Below are 15,819 nucleotides of genomic sequence, written 5' to 3'. Positions count from 1 at the left end.
CCGCGTGCCCGTGGTCTGGGTTGAGCGGGGTTCTGGTTGCTGATTGACTGATGTGGACGCCGTCGCCCGGGAGGAGACACGGTTGATCCCTCGCACGGACATCGATCTTGATTCGGCTCTTCCGGGGGCTGCCACGTTCTGGATGCCGGCCCGGGATGAGATCCACGACGAAGGGATCGGGTTCTTCCGCGGCGTGTGGGCGATCTTCGACGTGCCGCTGTCCGAGGCGGCCGTGGTGGTGGCCGACGAGCGGGCCGCGGCGGCGGCCGTTGATGCCGTGGCGACCGATGCCGAATCGTTTGAGGACTTCGCCCGCGTGATCGAGGGCCACAACCCGGACTTCCCGTCCGAGGAACCCGAGGACGAGGCCGACATGGCGACGCTTGCCGAGCACGGCGACGTCGACTCCGTCAGCCTGTGCGGCCTCGACCTCGGGGTTGCCGGGCTCACGTACGCGCTGGCGGCGACCGGGTGCGTACCGGCCGCCAGTTGCCGCAGCCATGCCGAGCGGTCGTGGTCCGACCGACCGGTCGTCCTGGCGGCCATCGACCGTGAACACGCGCAGTGGCTACAGCCGCTGGTCCAGCGCAGTTCCTGCGGCTTCGGCATTGATGACGAGCGACCGGAGTTCCTGGTCATCCACGCCCGGTCGATCACCGAGATGATGGACTTGGCCGCGGCGATCCTCGCCAAGGCCGAACAGGATCCGCCCCCGCCGCTACGGTGGGGACCATCATCGGATGACGACGACCCGATGGTGGACGACGAGCCGCAGGAGAGCGTCACCGAAGTGGACGGGCAGCAATCGCTGTTCGACTGACCACAGGTCACGACAAGATGGCGGCCGGTCACGCGGGGATCCCTTCGGTGGCAACGGATTCGTGCCGGAAACCGTCCGCGATCGCGGCGCGGGTGTCCCGGTCGCTCTGCCCGGCCGCTCGGCCGGCTCGGTAGAGCACGGCGTACGCGTCGCCGGACGTGATCGCGTCCGCGGCGACCATCCGGGCGACCCCGCGGGCCACGCCGTAGAGCGTGGTGCGGCGTCGGCCTTCGGGTGCTCGGGCGAGCGCGTCGAGGTGTGCGGCCAGCAGGGCGTCAGCAGATGAGATGCCCCGTCCCCTCGTCGTCGGGGTCGGCGCGGCGGGCGGGCCGACGCCTGGCGGCGGCTCGGCGGGTCGGCAGGCGACGATCAGCGGCGGGGGCATCTCAATCACTGGCCGGTCCCCCACCCACCGGTACGGCTGTCGGGTGGCCGGGTGGATCGAGGGTGGGGCGACGACGTACCCACCGTCGGCCTTGATGTCGATCCCCGGATGCCCGTGCAGCTTGCCGGCGAGCTTGCCGCCGGGGTGGCGGTAGTGCAGGTGCCAGCCGCCGGAGCCGGTACGGGCGCACCGGGTGGGCGGCATCAGCTCGGGCAGCACCGTGCCGCCGTTGCGCGGGTCGATGTCGATCACCACCCGGCCAGATGCGGTGCCAGTGCGGATGGCGAGCATGCCGCCCGGGACGGCGGCGTGCATCGCCGCGATCCGGTCCGGGTCGATGCTGGCGGCGTAGAACCCGTGACAGGTCAGACAGGTGCACGCCTCGGGGTCGTGGTCGGGGTCGTCTTCGACCTTCGGGCAGGCGGGACAGTTGGCGACCGGGCGTTTGGTGCGGCCGAGCCAGAACACCGGCAGGCCATCGCGGGCTAGCGCGAACGCAGCCGGCAGCAGGTCCGCTCCGGCGCCGTGCCAGCCGCGGCCGTTGTCCGGTGCCGGGCAGGTCGGGTGGTTGCCGCAGCCGATGGCGGGATCGACGGGCCAGCCGCAGCCGCCGGTACACATCCGCCAGCCCGGCCGCAGTGCCCGGACCGCGGCGGCGATCTCGGTGGGCCGTTGGTCGCGCCGGTGCCGAATCGTCGGGATCTTGGCTTCCTTGGCGAGCATGGCGCAGCCGGTGGCGCCGGGCGACCGGTCGTGGATGAACGCTAGGCACAGCGCCGGTGCGGTGGCCACCATCGCGGCGTTACGGACGTGACCGGCATGGTTGCCGATCGACCAGTCCGCCGGCCACCGCTCGACGTTCACCCGACGTCGGCGGCACCAGGCGTCCGCGATCGCGTCGGCGCCGCGCGGGCACGCGCCGTGCACAATGATCAGCCGACCGCCGTGCTGCTCGTGCAGCTCGTCCAAAGCAGTGGTGATGTCGCCAGGTCGTGGCCACGTACGAGAGCCGGTAACCAGCACCCGGTACGCGTGTTCGGGCATGCAGGGTCCTCCCTTCCGGATGGGCAGTGCGAAGCAGGGAATCCAGGTCAGCTGCGCTCAGGTGAGCCGCTAGGCAGCCCGGCGTACCGCTAGTGCTCGGCCCTTGGGCGGCGGTACGAGCCCGGCGACGACATCGGCGGCGTGTTTGGCCTCGGCGTGTGCGGTGCACAGCAGTAGTTCGCCGTCGGGTCCGGTGCGGCGGCGCCGAGCGCCGCGGATGTCGACCGGGCCGGTGCCGCGTCGGGCGTGGGCCACGGCGAGACAGTGCATGCACTGCACACGCCCCACGGTGCGGTAGTTGGACCACTGCACCTTGACCACCGGTGGCGGCGGGACGGTGGGCCGGTCGGGCTCACCGAACAGCGGCAGCGTCTCGAAGCCGTTCAACGACGGTCACCTCCCCTCAGCGCAGGTGATAGACGGCGGTGCCGAGCACGCCGGCCACGACGAGGGCGAGAGCGGCGACGGCGGTGCGGGGCAGGCCGGCGCGTAGTTCCCAGCGGTAGCGGCGGGCCAGCCACACGGCGGCGGCCAGGGTGCCGGCGATGGCCGCCAGGGCGGTCAGCCGGGGCAGCCACCATCCCGCGGCGCGGACGGCCAGCCAGACGGCGACCGCGAGGGCGACGAGGATCAGCAGGGTCGGCAGGACCCGGCGGGCCAGCCAGCGGATGAGTTCGAAGGCGGCGAACCAGCGCCACAGCCGGCGGCCGAACTCGTTGGCGGCGCCGCGCCGGGCGAGGCGGAACCAGGAAGCCATGATTGACTATCACTTTCTGTAGATGATCCTTTGACTTCACGGACTTCACTTCACGGACTTCACGGAGGCTCGCGCGCGCGCACGCGCACGCGTAGGCGGGGTTTCCGGGTGCTCGCGTGAAGTCCGTGAAGTGCGTGAAGCGCGTGAAATACGCGTCCGTCCGCGTGACTGTGCGTGACGGGCGCGGGTGGTTGTGCGGGCGTGGTCAGCCGGTGCCGATGCATTTGCGGCAGCCGCCGCCGTAGCGGCGGAAGTACCGCGGCGAGCGCCAGCGGTGGCAGTGCGGGCAGAGCATCTTGATGACGCGGGCGCCGGGCCGGGCGCCGGGCCGCCACGCGGCGACCCGGCGGATCCGGTTGGCGATGGTGGGCGTGCGCATGCGACAGCCCCCTTTCGGGCCACAGGACTTCGGAAAAGGGTGGACAGCGGGCGCCCGGGTTCAGGCGGCCTCGGCGAGCGCCGGGCTCGGGCTGCCCTGCGGCGGAAGGATTTCGTACACGCCGCGGTCCTCGGACCGGCGCAGCAGCGGCGCCGGTCCTTGGCAGAACTCGCCGAGGATCTTGCTCAGGGTCGGTGGCTTGAGTCCTTCGTCGCCGACCTTGTCGACGAGCGGGGCGAAGTTGGACGGCCGTACCTGCCGCGTGCCTCGCTCGTAGGCGGCCAGGATCGTGGTGCGGACCATCAGCCGGATCTCAGTCGGGGTGTACTGTCGGCCGTCCTCCGGGTCGAGGTCGAGCGGGATCCGCTCCCGTACCGGGACGGTGATCGGATCGTACGGGTCGGCGTCCGGCGGGCACTCCGGATCGACCGGAGGCGGCGCCAACTCGGGATCGTTGTCGGCGTCCGGGTCGTCCGCGTCGTCCTCGCCTGCCCGCTCCCGCTCCGGCATGGCTGCGGCTGCCCGCGGCAGCGGGACGGCCGGCGCCGGTGCCGGTGCCGCGGCCGGCGTGGTCGTGCTCTGACCGGTGCCGGCCAGGTGGGCGACGAGTTCGGCGATGACCGCATCCCGGTCCGGCTTGAAGGTGCGGCCGGGCAGGGACCAGTCGTCCGGGTCAGTGCCCGGCAGCTCGGCGTACAGGGCGCCGGGCTTGCGGTTCTTCCACCCCGGGTCCGCACCGGCCTCGATGGTCTCCTCGGACAGCACCCGGGCGCCCTCGCCCACGTCCCGCACGCCCATGCAGATCACGCCGCCGACCGTGGTCCGGACGCTAGTAGGCATCCGGTCGCCGGTCGCCCGCTGGATGCCCAGCAGGACGAACACGCCGACCGAGCGGACCGACTCGGCCAGCTCGACCAGGGTGTCCTCGGACTCGACGAACTTGCTCGCCTCATCCACGATCACCACCCGGAACGGCGGGCACCGACGGCACCCGGCCGTCCACTGCTCGTGCCCGTGTCCGCCGATCTGCCCGGCCCGCTTGGCGACATCCGGGATCAGCCCGTCGAGATAGCGCTCGCCCTCGTCGGCGCGGTGGATGAACACGTGCATCGCGTCCCGGAACGCCCGCGGCAACTGGAGTCCCTTGCGGCCGTCGATGTAGACGACCTCGCTGTCCGCGCGGGAACGCGCTTCGGCAGCCAGCATGAGCTGCAGCTCGGTCTTGCCGGATCCGGACTGCCCGAGCAGCAGCAGAACCCCGATCGGGTTCTGCCCGGCGGCCGGGTTACCGGGCAGCAGCAGCGGGATCGGCGCACCGGTCTGGTAAACCGCCAGCCGGATCGGCGCTCCGATGGTGCCGCCGGGGGCGGACAGGCCGGGCCAGGCCGGCGGGTGTTCGAGCATGTCCACAGGGGACACCTCCATCCGCCCCACCCGGGGCGTGTTCCGATTCCTCACCATCCGCACCCCGCCCGGCGGCACATCGAGCGCCGAGGCGATCGCGGTGCGGACATCCGGCTTGGCCAGGCTGTTGAAGTCGGCGCCGGGCACCATCTCGGTGTGCGTCACGATCCGGCCGTCGACCACCTTCGGCCTGCCGGTCTGACCGACGTCCTGCAACTCCTTGACCCGCTCGCCCAGTTCGCCGAACAGGTTCGCGCGGGCGTCGGTGCCGTCGCCGCGCAGCAGCTTGGTTGTGGCCAGCAGGATCGAGGCGGTGACCATCACCAGCAGGTAGACCAGCACCGAATCGCGGGACCAGCCGCGGAAGGTGAGCACGAACAGGCCCACACACGAGCCGGTGGCCATCAGCAGCGACGCGGCCCGCAGCTCCATCTTCCGAGCCCGACCGACACCCCAAGTGGTCCACACGATCGCCGCGGAGCAGCCGAGCACGAGCGCGGCCCGCCATGCCACTTCCCACACGGTGGGCTGGGCGTAGGCGCCCCAGATCAGCGACAGGATCCCGGACAGGATCAGGTTGCCCACCGCCGCGATCGGTGGGATCACGTACGGCCACGGGCTTTGCTTCACTTCGCGGTAGGCGCCCCGCGCCACGTCGGTGCCACGGATACCGCGGCTCTGCCGGGCCATCAGGCAGCCCTGCTGCCGTTGTCGCGGGCGCGGACGGTGAAGTCACCGGCGCCGGGCTTCTCGTCGTCCAAGGCGATCAGGAACGCCTCGAACCGGTTGCGGCACACCCGCGCGTAGGCGGCGACCGCGAGCATCTCGTCGGCCGCGCGCACGAGGGGGCGGGCGACCTGGCGGCCCCAGAACTTCGCCCGCATCCGGGACAGGCCGTTGCGGCGGCCATACCGTTCGATCTTCACCCGGATCAGCCCGGCCAACTCGTCGATCTCGTCGTGCCCGGCCAGGCCAACAGCGCGGATGCCTTCCAGCATGTTGAGCAGGTCTTCGTCGTTGCGGATATCGGCGTCGGGGATCAGACGGCGAGCCATCAATATCCTTTCCAAGTCCCAAGCGTCGGATCCACCGCGGACCCGACGCGTCGACTTGCCAGCGGGACGCGGCGCGTCACCGGACCGGCGAGACAAACAAAGCCGGCAGGCGTTGCACCTGCCGGCGGAAGCGACAGATCCACGCTGCGGACCGGGGGTGGAAGAACACACCCGGCCCGCAGCAGGTTGAGCAGCAGCGGTCAGCGTTCGCAGTAGAGCTGACCCTTGTTGGTGGTCCGGACGATCACGACGTCGATCCACACCTCTGCGCCACCGGGCAGGATGAGCTTGGAACTACCAGCAAACGGTTGGCGCGCCTCGCTGAGGTCGATTGTGTCGTCCTCGGTCAGGGCGTAGAGCATGCCCTCGCGGTGCAGCTCGGCGATGTCCTCGAACAGGATCATGCCGAGCAGGTAGGTCAGGGTCAGGCCGTGGGTGGTCCGGCCGAGCGAACGCAGCACCCGGTGCGGGTCGTTCCAGTAGTAGCTCTCGCCCGCCGGGGCCAGGTGCAGGAACATGCTGCGGCGGTGCGTCTTGATCAGCCCCGGCGTGAGGTCGATCTGCTCACCGTCCAGCGTGGCCAGGATCAGGCCACGCTCGGCCATGTCGCTGACCGCTTCCGGGCTGGCGTCCTGCGACTTCAACATCTCGCCCAGCCGCGCCCGGGCGCCGCACAGGGAGACCATGCGGCCCAGAACGCGCCACTGCTCGGGCTCCAACGTCTTCATCAGGCTGTGCTCTCCGATCCGTGTCTCGGACAGGGGTGCCCTGAGGCGAGGCCGGCCGCAGCGCCGCCGCGGCGACCGGCCAGCGGGGGCTAGAACGGCGGCTCGTCGTCGAACGAACCACCGCTGGCGGGTGCGGCGGTGGAGGCGGGCACCGACCACGGGTCGTCGCCCTGCGCGGCCGGCGCCGCCGTGGTGCTGCCGTTGGTGCGGGTCATCCGCTGCACGGCGGCGGTGGCGTAGCGCAGCGACGGGCCGATCTCGTCGACTTCCAGCTCGTACACGGTGCGCTTCTCGCCCTCGCGGGTCTCGTAGGAGCGCTGCCGCAGCCGGCCGTGCACGATGACGCGGGTGCCGCGCTTGAGCGACTCGGCCACGTGCTCGGCCGAGTCGCGCCAGATGTTGCAGGTCAGGAAGAGCGGTTCGCCGTCGCGCCACTCGCTGGTCTGCTTGTCGAAGGTGCGCGGGGTCGACGCGATACGGAACTTGGCGACCGCGGCGCCGGACGGGGTGTAACGCAGCTCGGGGTCGTCGGTCAGGTTCCCGATGACCGTGATGACGGGTTCGTTGGCCACTGTGGACATCCCCTTCCCGGGGCTTGAACGGGCCGCGGGGCGTGGACGGTCGCCACACCCCGCAGCGGGATGAAACAAAGGGAGCGAAGGCGTAGAGCCGGACTCGGCTACGCGGCGTCCTTAGTGGACAGGCGGGTGAGTGCGGCGATGCCGGTGCGTTGGGCCGGCGAGCGACCCTCGCGGGTCGCGGTCGCGGCGATGAGCCGGCCGCAGCCGCGGCAGCGGCCGGTGTAGCCGCAGGTACAACCGGGTGGCGGGGTAGCGTTGGCCATCGGATCGAACCCCCTTTCGGGTTCGTGACGGTGACCGGGAGCGCGGCACGGTTTCCTAGGCCATGGGCCGCGCTCCCGGACAGGGCTATGGGTGCTGCTAGCCCTGCGATCGAGGTCAGGCGGCCAGCGCCAAGGCCGCGAGTGTGGCTGTGAGCAGCACGACCACGGCGGCCAGGCGGATGCCGGCGCGTTGCCAGCCCGCGGCGAGGGTCCACCAGGTCCAGGTGAACACCCATGGGTGTCGGCGGATCCTGCCGCCGCGGCGCCAGAACGTGGCGTCCGAGTAGCGGCGCCCGTCCAGCGGCTGGCCGAGCAGGAAGCGCCAGACGAGGCGACCGCCGCGGTTACGGCGGGCGCGGCGGGTCCGTGGTCTGCGGCGGGCCATCACGCCACCGCCGCGTTACGTCGCTCGGGCAGCTCCACCACGCGACCCGTTTTGGTCTCTGGCGTCTCGCTGGCTGTCGACACGCTGTCGACAGCCTGTCGACGGTGCCGCCGCACGGTGGCCTCGGAAAGGTCGAGCCGGGCGGCGATGGTGGCGTCACTTGCCCGAGGGCTACGCGCGATCGCTTTCGCGACCCGCTCAGCAGCGCTGGGCTGCCGCTTCGCCGTTGCCCGGACAGTGGGCTTGGCCTGCTCGACGGCCTGGGCGGTGAGCCGGGCGACGTGTGCCTCGGCCTCGGCGAGGCGGGCGCTCAGGGCCTCGTTTTCACGGGCCAGCCCAGCGGCCGTGTCGAGGGCCTGCGCGGTCTCGGTCTCGGCCGCGTGCCGGGCCTGCTCCAGTCCGGCCATTTGGGCGACGAGGGTGTCGAGGCGGGCGTCGGCGGCGTCGCGGTGCTGCGCTTCGGCCTCGGCCCGCGCCAGCGCCGCGGTCAGCTCGGCCGCCGTCTCGGCGTGCCGCGCCCGCTCGCCATCCAATGCCTGCGTTGTGGTGGCGGCCTCGGCTGCCAGAGTGGTCACCTCGGTGCCCAGCCGCTCCGCCTCCGCCTTGGCGTCTCGTGCGGATGCCAGCGCGGTGGCTTCTGCCTCGCGTGCTCGTTCGAGCTGCGTGACGAGATCGGCGTCGGAGTTGACCAGCCGGGTCGGGTGCAGGTCGGTGCTGATCAGCGAGGTCAGCGCGTCGTAGTCGGCGCTGGCGGCTAGGCGGGCGGCGACCTCATCGAGGTTGTAGCTGGCGGTGGCGATGTCCGCGGTGACCGGATCGACCGCGGTGCGGATCTTGCGGTGCAGCACCTTCGCGATCGCGGCCTGCCGCCGCTCGCTGCGGGCCTGCGTCCGGGCCGCATCCAGCGACCCGTACAGGCCGAGGGCGGGGTTGGCCTTGGCCAGGCTCCTGGCCTTCAGGGTAAGCACGGGGTGGCGCAGCCAGTGCCCAACCAGCTCGTACGCCGGTGTGGTCGGCGGCAGGGCGCCCGTGGCGCGGAGCCGGTCGCGGCGCTGGTTCTCGGTGTGCATCAGCCACACCAGATAGCCCAACGCGGACATGCCGCCGAAGAACGCCCCCAACAGCCGATCGGAGTGGGTGGCCAGGTTGAACGCGACCGCACCGGCCGCGATCCCAGCCGACAGGATCCGGGATGCGACGGCCCGCTCACCGAGCCGGCGCCGCACGTCGGCGTTGGACAGCACCACGATGCCGCCCAACTCCAACGCCACCACCGCCGGGACCGCGAACCCGATCGGGATCCCGAGGGCCTCGTGCGCGCCGAGCACCTGACCGGCCAGCGCCACCAGCAGCACGACGACGTAGAAGACCTGCCGGATCACGGACGTGTGCCGGACCGACCGGGTCAGGTCCGCGTCCGGGTCGGCCACATGCGGATTTCGAAAGGTGATCATGAGTGGGTACCTCCGGACATTGCCGGGACGTCGAGGCGGCCGGTCACCTTCGCCGCACAGGCGGCGACGACATCGGCCGGGTCGAAGCCGAGGGAATCGATCGCCACGAGGGCGGTGAACGCGACGTCGGCCAACTCGGCGGCCACGTCGCCATAGGTGTGCGTGACGCCCTTGCGCGGGTTCTGACCGGTCGCGCCGATCCACGCCGCGGCGACCTCGCCCGCCTCCTCGGTGACCTTGAGGATGCGGGCCATGAGCTCGGTGTGGCCGGCGCCGTTGTGTTCGTCCAGCCAGTTCGCCGCGGCGTGCACCGCCGCGTACACGTCGGCGGTCATGCCAGCCGCAGCTCACTGGCGTCCCGGAAACAGGCCGGGAACAGCGGTTCGCCGTCCGGGTCGTCCGGGTCCGGCTCGGCCAGTTCAGGCGAGCCGTCCACGACGATGTGCCACTCATCCGGGCCGCACTGCCCCAACACGTGGCCGGCCACCCAGGGCCAGTCAGCGCGGTCGGCGTCGGTCGGCGTGGTCGGCAGCGGGAAGCGGACTAGGACCGCGGCGTCGTCGGGGAACAGGCCATCGTTGTCCGCGTAGAGGCTCATCGGCACCTCAGGCGGCAGGCCGCAGGTCGGCGGTCGGTCGGGCCGCGCGGGTCGCGGTCCGGGTCACCCGGGCGGCGCTGCGGCGCGTGCGGCGCCAATCCAGCTCGGTCGGGCCGCCGCGGTCCGCGGCATAGATGGCACGGATCTCTGCGTCCAGCTCGGCCAGGTCCGCCTCGATCTGCGGCCACTCGGCCTCGATCGCGGCCAGGTCGCCGGGCGAGGGCTCGGCGTCGTCGAAGTTGATCCACATGGGTCGGGGAAGTCCTTCCGGATCAGGCGGCCCGAGCCGACCGGCGGCGCGTGACGCGCTGCGTTCCGGGTCGGCAGGCCGGGCAATGGGTCTCGTCCGGCGCCAGCGCAGCGAGGCCGGTACAACCGGTGCACTCGCGCCAGCAGGCGCCCTGACGTGCCGAAACTCGAAGCAGCTCAGCGAAAGCAGCCATGGCAATGCACCGCCTAAACGTCGAAGGGAGCGCGGGACACGACGCGTGTAGCGCCGTGTCCCGCAAAGCAGCAGAAACAGCCCCTGACCAGGGGCGGAATACGCAGATCTGGATTTCGCGACCCTCGGTTGGGCGGAGCGGGCGGACAGGTCTTGCGGCCGGACAAGGTCAACAGCCGACACCCGCGCGCCACCCCTAGATCGCACGCATCGGGACCAATCGGAGAGACGGATCTCCCTGGCATCCCGGTCCACTGTGGAGTTCTCAAACATCAAGTGCGCGGCTGGCGTCCCGGGGATCGCACGTCGCCGCCGAAGCCGCTCCGCCGTTCCGGTTACCAACCGGCTGGTGTGATACGTGCAACCTAACAGTTGTTAGGACCCCTGGTCAACTGGCCAGACGGGGAGTGGCACAGATAGGCCGCTAGCAGCGCATATGTGCAGCCCGCGACTGTTAGCTCACTGTTAGGCGTCTGATAGGCTCTTGCTGATCGAGACACCACTAGCTCCGAGGGAGCGCGCATGTCTTCACCCCGGCCACGACTCACGCGGGCAGAGTCGCTACACCAGCAGGTTGCGCGAAACATCCGAAACGAGATCGACGCAGGGGTGCTGAGGAACGGAGACGTGCTGCCCTCCACGCGTGAACTGGCTCAGACATGGGGCGTCAGCGTCTTCACGATTAATGAAGCAATGAAGATTCTGATTGCCGATGGCCTAGTGGAGAGCAAGTCGCGCTCTAAGCGGGTTGTTCGCGCTCCCGATCAGGCACGTCGAGGCGAAGTGCGCCTCCGAAAGCCGCACGTGCTGTTGATCGGCGGATACGCCGGAAGTGGGAAGACGGAACTAGGCCGGATCATCGCACGGGAAACAGGCTGGCCGATGCTCGACAAGGACACGCTTACGCGGCCCGTTGTCGAAATCGCCCTAGAGATCCTCGGCCAGTCACCACACGACCGCGATTCTGACCCATATCTCAGCACGATTCGTCCGCGAGAATATGAGGCACTCGTTGCGGCGACCACGGAGAACGTCGAGTGTGGCAACAGCGCCATCGTGACCGCGCCGTTCGTTCAGGAGTTTAGCGATCCCTCCTGGATCGGCCGGACGCAGGCGCTGTTCGGTGGCATGAACGCCGTGACGACGCTTGTATGGGTGTACTGCGACGCCGATACGATGCACACATACATTCGGCGCCGGGGCGCAGCGCGCGATGCGGCAAAGCTCTCCGACTGGTCCGTATGGTTAGCCCGGATCAATACCGATTTCCGGCCGAGTGGCGAACATGTGGTTGTCGACAACTCAGCGTCCAGCGCGCCGTTGCAGGATCAAGCACAGGAATTACTCAAGAGGATTCTAGGCGAGGCGGCATGACACACGGCATTATCCTGTACGGCCCGCCAGGTAGCGGGAAGGATACCGTCACGCACGAGCTAACGAGGATTGACCCTCGCTACGCCCTATTCCACCGGTTGAAAGCGGGGGCAGGAAGAACGGCCGGCTACCGGATTGCGAGAGACTCTGATATTGCCTCACTTCGTGAGCAACACCAAGTTGTCTGGGAAAACAGCCGCTATGGGTCCACTTACGTGATCGACCGACCTGCGCTCATAGAGCAGCTTACCGACTGCGTTCCAGTAGTTCATCTTGGCCAAGAGGAAGGCGTTTCTGCTGTAGCATCCGCCGTTCCAGGGACGCGGTGGCTTGTCGCCTATCTGTGGTGCCCACGCGACGTTGCGGCAGAGCGAATCCGTGCGCGCGGGACAGGCGACCTAGACGCGCGGCTGGCGGTATGGGATGAGACGAGGCCCCTAGGCGCGGCTGATCTGACACTTAACACCGCCGAGGTCTCAGCCGCCGATGCGGCGAGGGAGATCCACAATCGCGTGCGCCGGGGCTGAACAGCGCCCTACACAGGCGGGATGCGGCGCGTCATGCAGGGCTTGGCCCGTCATCCTCGGGTCGATGCCGTCGGTGGGAATCCAGGCTTGACCGTTCAGCAGTTCGGAGTCGGCGCGGGGCTCTCGGCCTTGAAGCCGCAAGGGACGTGTCGGTTTCTAGCGGTCAAGGGGTCGGTGTTTGCGACCGCCGCCTGGTGGTAATGATCTGAATCAACTGGTCCATGGTGAGCCATGGTCGTACCCGGTGGATCATGCGATGGCAGTTCGAGCAGAGCAGCGCGAAGTCGGCGACCTTTGTGGTGGTGGCGCCGGACTCTGAGAGCGGTACCTTGTGATGGCATTCGATGTAATCTTCGCCGTGAGGACCGTATGTGGCGGCGAAGTCGAAGCCGCAGGCTTCACAGGCGACGTGGCCATGTTTGCGTTTATACGCCTTGACGGCTTTGTTGCGGATCCCGCGGTCCCGTTCGCGGCGCAGGTGCAGCCGTTCCAGTAGGCCGCCTTCCTGTGCGCTGGCGTCATCTAGATCGAGGTCCGCAGGGTCTGTGGCCCCCGTTTCGTCGGTGGGGCCGGCAAGGATGGCGGCCCTGAGCGCCAAGGCTTGGCGATGCATCTCGTCGGGGTCGGCGAGAAACTCGGCCAGGACTTCGCGATCTAGTTTGCCGCCGCGGGTAGGGGCACCACCGTAATCGGGATGGTGGGTGGCGATGTCGGTGGTCTTTCGACCGACGCTGTTGGGGTTGCGGAACGTCTCTGTTCGCTGGTCGACCGGGTGTGCCCAGTATCGTTGGAGGAGGGCTGACAACTCGATGACTTCGGGATATTCGGCTCGGAGTTCGTGCCAGTTGTTGGCGTAGACCAAGTCGCAGGCGAGAATCAGCTCGTCGTGGTTCCAGTCGGGGTTGTTTCGGACGTGCATGGAGAAGCCGAGTCGGTCGCGAAGATGCCGGGCGACGGAGTTTTCTCCGCCGGTGAAGTCGTCGGTGGTCCACCGGCGTTGGCCGGGGATCTGACCGTGGGCGTATCCAGCGAGGGCCTTGGAGTCGTAGAGCTTACCGTCGTGCTCGACGAAGTAGGTTAAAGCGCGACCGAACTTGTAGCGTTCGAGGAACGCATCGCGGCCCAGCCGGTCGAACTCTTCCATTGCGTCCAGAACGGCTTGTCGGGTGATGTCGGTCAGCGCCATACCGGGAAGCATAGAGCGGCCTATCGACACCTCGGAGCGCTTGGCGGGCTGGCGGCAAGGGCCTGCCCCTCGATGGCATGGCGTACGGCATCGGCAGTCCTACGGAATGGCCGCTCCTCAGGCGCGTACGCGCGGCGTAGCGGGCACTGCCCTGTCCCAGGCCGACGACTTCGCTGTGTTGTGGTAGGCAGCCAGGATGGACCTTCACTCGCTTCAACAGCGGTTGGCCACGTTCGTCGATGAGCGCGATTGGCGGCAGTTCCACAACCCGAAGAACCTCGCCATGGCCGTTGCCGGCGAGGCGGGCGAGCTGTTGGAGATCTTTCAGTGGCTGACCTTTGAGCAGGCGGCAGCTGTGATGCAGGATTCCCGGCAGGCGGCGAACGTGCGTCACGAGATCGCCGACGTGCTGGCATATCTGTTACGACTCGCCGACGTTCTGGACATCGATGTCTTGTCGGCCCTCGATGAGAAGATCGCGCTCAACGAACAGCGGTATCCAGCCAGCTTGGCGTACGGACGCGCCGACAAGTACGACCAGCTCGGGGAGGGGTCGCATGAGGGTGGCACTGCAGCCGGCACGGCTTGAGGGCGCCGTGCGGCAGCACTACGAGGACACGATCGCCTCACCGGTGCCGTTCAATTCCCATGTCGACCTTCTGAGCGCGGCCGACCTGGCCAGGCTCCGCGAGCTGTTCCCCGATGGGTCGGCCCAGATGTGGGGCGTCACCCCCGGTGTGGACGACCGCAACGTCGGCCAGGTGGTCAGGCTTCAGCCGGGCGACTTCGTCATGTTCTACGGCTACGGGCGGCTCTACCTTGCCGCCACGATCGCGTGGCGGTTCCACAACGAACCCTTGGCCGAACGGCTGTGGCAGCGTGACGGCAAGGGCCAAACCTGGGAGTACATGTACGCCCTCACGGGCACACGCTCGGTGGAGATCCCAATCGAGGAGGTGCGCCCGGTTCTGGGCTGGACCAGCGGCATCGTGCAAGGCTTCAGGGTCTGGGAGGGCGCAGAGGCTGAGGGCCTGGCCGAGCTGGCCAACCTGGACCCGTCCGACTACGCCCTGCCGACCGCACCGGCCGGCAGTGACGTCGCTGACGCCGTCAACCGCTTCTCCGGGCCGCTCGATCGCACCAGGAACGCGGCGTACCGGGCCGAGCAACGCCTTCTCAAGCGCAGGCTCCGCCAACTTGGCGGCAGGAGTTGCGCCCTCTGCGGCGAGCAGCTACCTCCGCAGTTCCTTGTCGCCGCACATATCAAGCGACGCACCGAATGCTCGGACACCGAGAAACTCGATCTGGACAACGTCGCCATGCTGGCGTGTCTACTCGGCTGCGACAGCCTGTATGAGCACGGCTACATCACCGTCGACCCAGGCGGCAAGATCGCTATCAGCTCGGAAGTCACCCTGTCGCCCTCGGTCGCGCGGCATTGCGACGATCACCTCCTCGGGCGCACCACCGAATGGTGGACTCAGGACCGCGAGAAATACTTCGCTTGGCACAGAACGCATACCTTCCGAGCGACCATCTAGACCACCCGGCCTGCCCAGAAGCAGGAGATGAGCGTCCAGGCGCAAGCGTCGTCCATCTATAGTGGCAATCACGGGCATCGCATCGCCAGCAAGATCCACGCGCCGCTGAAGTCGCTTCGCATCTGACCGGTCATTGGGGGTAGTCCTGAGGAGCCGGGGGATTACGACTGAAAGCAGGGAGCTGACCAATGCCCGACCGGGCCGCACGGTGGGTGAAGCTGAGTACCTTCGCGAGCATCTATGGTGGATCGGTACCAACCCATGAGGTCGCCAGCACAGAGCTGACGACGTTCCGAAGTACAGATCGGGTACTGCCGCCTTCGCTACTGACACGCCCGCTGACGCCCGTTGACGATCTACCGATCCGCACCACGCGTCGTAATCCGCCGCGGAGGCTTCGGGAGGGCGACCTGGTCGGTCGGAACCTGGCCAAGGATCGGATCTGGACCGTACTCCCGGCAAGCTACAGCGGCGTCCAGCCGGGTCAGGGCCTGGTCGTGGTTCAACCTTCAATCGACGTGACCTCGATGGAATACGTCGGTGCCTACCTTTCCAGTCCCCAAGGAGAGGCAATGCTTCCGCTACACAGCCCGAGACCAAGTGTGTCAATCCCACGCCTACACGATCTCATGATCCCTCTACCCGCCGGAGACAGGGAGTCCATCCGCGTCGATGCCGTGGACCTTGTAGCTGGTCACGTCGCTATGGCCGAGATCGCGCGGAACCTCGACGAGGCGCTCGCACAAATCTTCGAGCATCCAGACCCTGACGAGATTGTCGCAAAACTTCAAGCAGCAGCGTCGCTGAGCAGGGAAATTGCGGACGGCTTGCTCGTGTATCGGCGAACGCCAAATACAGGGTAATCACCCTGACAGCACATCACACCTACCCGCGTG

20 protein-coding genes are annotated in these 15,819 nt (G+C 68.6%); 5 read left to right on the top strand and 15 right to left on the bottom strand.

The features are described from left to right. Positions 1-43 precede the first annotated feature (43 nt). Positions 44-820, top strand: a complete 777-nt coding sequence (locus RB614_RS20350; RefSeq protein ID WP_308714148.1) for a hypothetical protein — start codon at positions 44-46, stop codon at positions 818-820. A 28-nt stretch (positions 821-848) separates the two neighbouring features. Here the strand turns inward: RB614_RS20350 and RB614_RS20345 are convergent, their stop codons facing one another. The 14 genes from RB614_RS20345 to RB614_RS20280 form a co-directional block, all read right to left on the bottom strand. Next, positions 849-2,249, bottom strand: coding sequence for a bifunctional DNA primase/polymerase (locus RB614_RS20345; RefSeq protein ID WP_308714147.1), 1,401 nt, complete (start codon positions 2,247-2,249; stop codon positions 849-851). A gap of 69 nt (positions 2,250-2,318) precedes the next feature. Further along, complete coding sequence (locus RB614_RS20340) at positions 2,319-2,636, bottom strand: hypothetical protein (RefSeq protein ID WP_308714146.1); 318 nt, start codon at positions 2,634-2,636, stop codon at positions 2,319-2,321. Between the two features lie 16 nt (positions 2,637-2,652). Then, a complete protein-coding gene (locus RB614_RS20335) occupies positions 2,653-3,006 on the bottom strand; it encodes a hypothetical protein (protein ID WP_308714145.1) in 354 nt (117 codons plus the stop codon). Between the two features lie 205 nt (positions 3,007-3,211). Then, positions 3,212-3,385: a hypothetical protein gene (locus RB614_RS20330; protein ID WP_308714144.1), complete on the bottom strand. Its 174-nt coding sequence runs from the start codon at positions 3,383-3,385 to the stop codon at positions 3,212-3,214. 60 nt (positions 3,386-3,445) lie between these two features. Continuing rightward, positions 3,446-5,479, bottom strand: coding sequence for an ATP-binding protein (locus RB614_RS20325; protein WP_308714143.1), 2,034 nt, complete (start codon positions 5,477-5,479; stop codon positions 3,446-3,448). After that, positions 5,479-5,844: a hypothetical protein gene (locus RB614_RS20320; RefSeq protein ID WP_308714142.1), complete on the bottom strand. Its 366-nt coding sequence runs from the start codon at positions 5,842-5,844 to the stop codon at positions 5,479-5,481. Before RB614_RS20320 ends, RB614_RS20325 begins: the two co-directional genes overlap by 1 nt. Positions 5,845-6,044: 200 nt before the next feature. Further along, the gene (locus RB614_RS20315) at positions 6,045-6,572 is read right to left on the bottom strand and encodes a hypothetical protein (RefSeq protein WP_308714141.1); all 528 of its coding nucleotides are present in this window, start codon (positions 6,570-6,572) and stop codon (positions 6,045-6,047) included. Between the two features lie 89 nt (positions 6,573-6,661). Continuing rightward, positions 6,662-7,153, bottom strand: a complete 492-nt coding sequence (locus tag RB614_RS20310) for a single-stranded DNA-binding protein (RefSeq protein ID WP_308714140.1) — start codon at positions 7,151-7,153, stop codon at positions 6,662-6,664. Between the two features lie 98 nt (positions 7,154-7,251). Beyond that, on the bottom strand, positions 7,252-7,416 hold the full coding sequence (locus RB614_RS20305; RefSeq protein WP_308714139.1) for a hypothetical protein: 165 nt from the start codon (positions 7,414-7,416) through the stop codon (positions 7,252-7,254). Positions 7,417-7,531: 115 nt separating this feature from the next. Next, positions 7,532-7,801 (bottom strand): hypothetical protein, encoded by a 270-nt coding sequence (locus RB614_RS20300; protein ID WP_308714138.1) that lies wholly within the window; start codon positions 7,799-7,801, stop codon positions 7,532-7,534. Beyond that, positions 7,801-9,255: a coiled-coil domain-containing protein gene (locus tag RB614_RS20295; protein ID WP_308714137.1), complete on the bottom strand. Its 1,455-nt coding sequence runs from the start codon at positions 9,253-9,255 to the stop codon at positions 7,801-7,803. The genes RB614_RS20300 and RB614_RS20295 overlap by 1 nt, the downstream gene beginning before the upstream one ends. Next, entirely contained in the window at positions 9,252-9,590 is a 339-nt protein-coding gene (locus RB614_RS20290) for a MazG-like family protein (RefSeq protein ID WP_308714136.1), read from the bottom strand. Before RB614_RS20290 ends, RB614_RS20295 begins: the two co-directional genes overlap by 4 nt. Next, positions 9,587-9,853, bottom strand: a complete 267-nt coding sequence (locus tag RB614_RS20285) for a hypothetical protein (protein ID WP_308714135.1) — start codon at positions 9,851-9,853, stop codon at positions 9,587-9,589. Before RB614_RS20285 ends, RB614_RS20290 begins: the two co-directional genes overlap by 4 nt. Before the next feature lie 7 nt (positions 9,854-9,860). After that, positions 9,861-10,103 carry a DUF6284 family protein gene (locus RB614_RS20280; RefSeq protein WP_308714134.1) on the bottom strand — a complete coding sequence of 81 codons (243 nt, stop codon included), beginning with the start codon at positions 10,101-10,103 and terminating at the stop codon, positions 9,861-9,863. Positions 10,104-10,817: 714 nt separating this feature from the next. On the opposite strand from RB614_RS20280, the gene RB614_RS20275 reads away from it, so the two are divergent. Then, positions 10,818-11,669 (top strand): GntR family transcriptional regulator, encoded by an 852-nt coding sequence (locus RB614_RS20275; RefSeq protein ID WP_308714133.1) that lies wholly within the window; start codon positions 10,818-10,820, stop codon positions 11,667-11,669. A gap of 690 nt (positions 11,670-12,359) precedes the next feature. On the opposite strand, the gene RB614_RS20270 is transcribed toward RB614_RS20275, so the two are convergent. Beyond that, on the bottom strand, positions 12,360-13,382 hold the full coding sequence (locus RB614_RS20270; protein ID WP_308714132.1) for an HNH endonuclease: 1,023 nt from the start codon (positions 13,380-13,382) through the stop codon (positions 12,360-12,362). 196 nt (positions 13,383-13,578) lie between these two features. On the opposite strand from RB614_RS20270, the gene RB614_RS20265 reads away from it, so the two are divergent. The 3 genes from RB614_RS20265 to RB614_RS20255 all read left to right on the top strand — a co-directional run bounded on the left by RB614_RS20265 (position 13,579) and on the right by RB614_RS20255 (position 15,786). Then, a complete protein-coding gene (locus RB614_RS20265) occupies positions 13,579-13,971 on the top strand; it encodes a nucleotide pyrophosphohydrolase (RefSeq protein WP_308714131.1) in 393 nt (130 codons plus the stop codon). Beyond that, positions 13,940-14,923 carry a hypothetical protein gene (locus tag RB614_RS20260; protein WP_308714130.1) on the top strand — a complete coding sequence of 328 codons (984 nt, stop codon included), beginning with the start codon at positions 13,940-13,942 and terminating at the stop codon, positions 14,921-14,923. The genes RB614_RS20265 and RB614_RS20260 overlap by 32 nt, the downstream gene beginning before the upstream one ends. Before the next feature lie 188 nt (positions 14,924-15,111). Next, on the top strand, positions 15,112-15,786 hold the full coding sequence (locus RB614_RS20255) for a hypothetical protein (protein WP_308714129.1): 675 nt from the start codon (positions 15,112-15,114) through the stop codon (positions 15,784-15,786). Positions 15,787-15,819 lie beyond the last annotated feature (33 nt).

This window comes from Phytohabitans maris, assembly GCF_031085175.1.
Taxonomy (GTDB): Bacteria; Actinomycetota; Actinomycetes; order Mycobacteriales; family Micromonosporaceae; genus Phytohabitans; species Phytohabitans maris.
The sequence above is the reverse complement of the archived record's forward strand: the minus strand, read 5'-3'. Positions and strand labels throughout refer to the sequence as shown.

What these genes read in the sequence shown, in the direction of transcription:
- RB614_RS20295 (WP_308714137.1), bottom strand. Translation starts at nt 9,255, where the DNA reads ATGATCACCTTTCGAAATCCGCATGTGGCCGACCCGGACGCGGACCTG.
- RB614_RS20335 (WP_308714145.1), bottom strand. Translation starts at nt 3,006, where the DNA reads ATGGCTTCCTGGTTCCGCCTCGCCCGGCGCGGCGCCGCCAACGAGTTC.
- RB614_RS20285 (WP_308714135.1), bottom strand. Translation starts at nt 9,853, where the DNA reads ATGAGCCTCTACGCGGACAACGATGGCCTGTTCCCCGACGACGCCGCG.
- RB614_RS20255 (WP_308714129.1), top strand. Translation starts at nt 15,112, where the DNA reads ATGCCCGACCGGGCCGCACGGTGGGTGAAGCTGAGTACCTTCGCGAGC.
- RB614_RS20315 (WP_308714141.1), bottom strand. Translation starts at nt 6,572, where the DNA reads ATGAAGACGTTGGAGCCCGAGCAGTGGCGCGTTCTGGGCCGCATGGTC.
- RB614_RS20260 (WP_308714130.1), top strand. Translation starts at nt 13,940, where the DNA reads ATGAGGGTGGCACTGCAGCCGGCACGGCTTGAGGGCGCCGTGCGGCAG.
- RB614_RS20320 (WP_308714142.1), bottom strand. Translation starts at nt 5,844, where the DNA reads ATGGCTCGCCGTCTGATCCCCGACGCCGATATCCGCAACGACGAAGAC.
- RB614_RS20330 (WP_308714144.1), bottom strand. Translation starts at nt 3,385, where the DNA reads ATGCGCACGCCCACCATCGCCAACCGGATCCGCCGGGTCGCCGCGTGG.
- RB614_RS20270 (WP_308714132.1), bottom strand. Translation starts at nt 13,382, where the DNA reads ATGGCGCTGACCGACATCACCCGACAAGCCGTTCTGGACGCAATGGAA.
- RB614_RS20265 (WP_308714131.1), top strand. Translation starts at nt 13,579, where the DNA reads ATGGACCTTCACTCGCTTCAACAGCGGTTGGCCACGTTCGTCGATGAG.
- RB614_RS20280 (WP_308714134.1), bottom strand. Translation starts at nt 10,103, where the DNA reads ATGTGGATCAACTTCGACGACGCCGAGCCCTCGCCCGGCGACCTGGCC.
- RB614_RS20290 (WP_308714136.1), bottom strand. Translation starts at nt 9,590, where the DNA reads ATGACCGCCGACGTGTACGCGGCGGTGCACGCCGCGGCGAACTGGCTG.
- RB614_RS20275 (WP_308714133.1), top strand. Translation starts at nt 10,818, where the DNA reads ATGTCTTCACCCCGGCCACGACTCACGCGGGCAGAGTCGCTACACCAG.
- RB614_RS20310 (WP_308714140.1), bottom strand. Translation starts at nt 7,153, where the DNA reads ATGTCCACAGTGGCCAACGAACCCGTCATCACGGTCATCGGGAACCTG.
- RB614_RS20305 (WP_308714139.1), bottom strand. Translation starts at nt 7,416, where the DNA reads ATGGCCAACGCTACCCCGCCACCCGGTTGTACCTGCGGCTACACCGGC.
- RB614_RS20345 (WP_308714147.1), bottom strand. Translation starts at nt 2,249, where the DNA reads ATGCCCGAACACGCGTACCGGGTGCTGGTTACCGGCTCTCGTACGTGG.
- RB614_RS20300 (WP_308714138.1), bottom strand. Translation starts at nt 7,801, where the DNA reads ATGGCCCGCCGCAGACCACGGACCCGCCGCGCCCGCCGTAACCGCGGC.
- RB614_RS20325 (WP_308714143.1), bottom strand. Translation starts at nt 5,479, where the DNA reads ATGGCCCGGCAGAGCCGCGGTATCCGTGGCACCGACGTGGCGCGGGGC.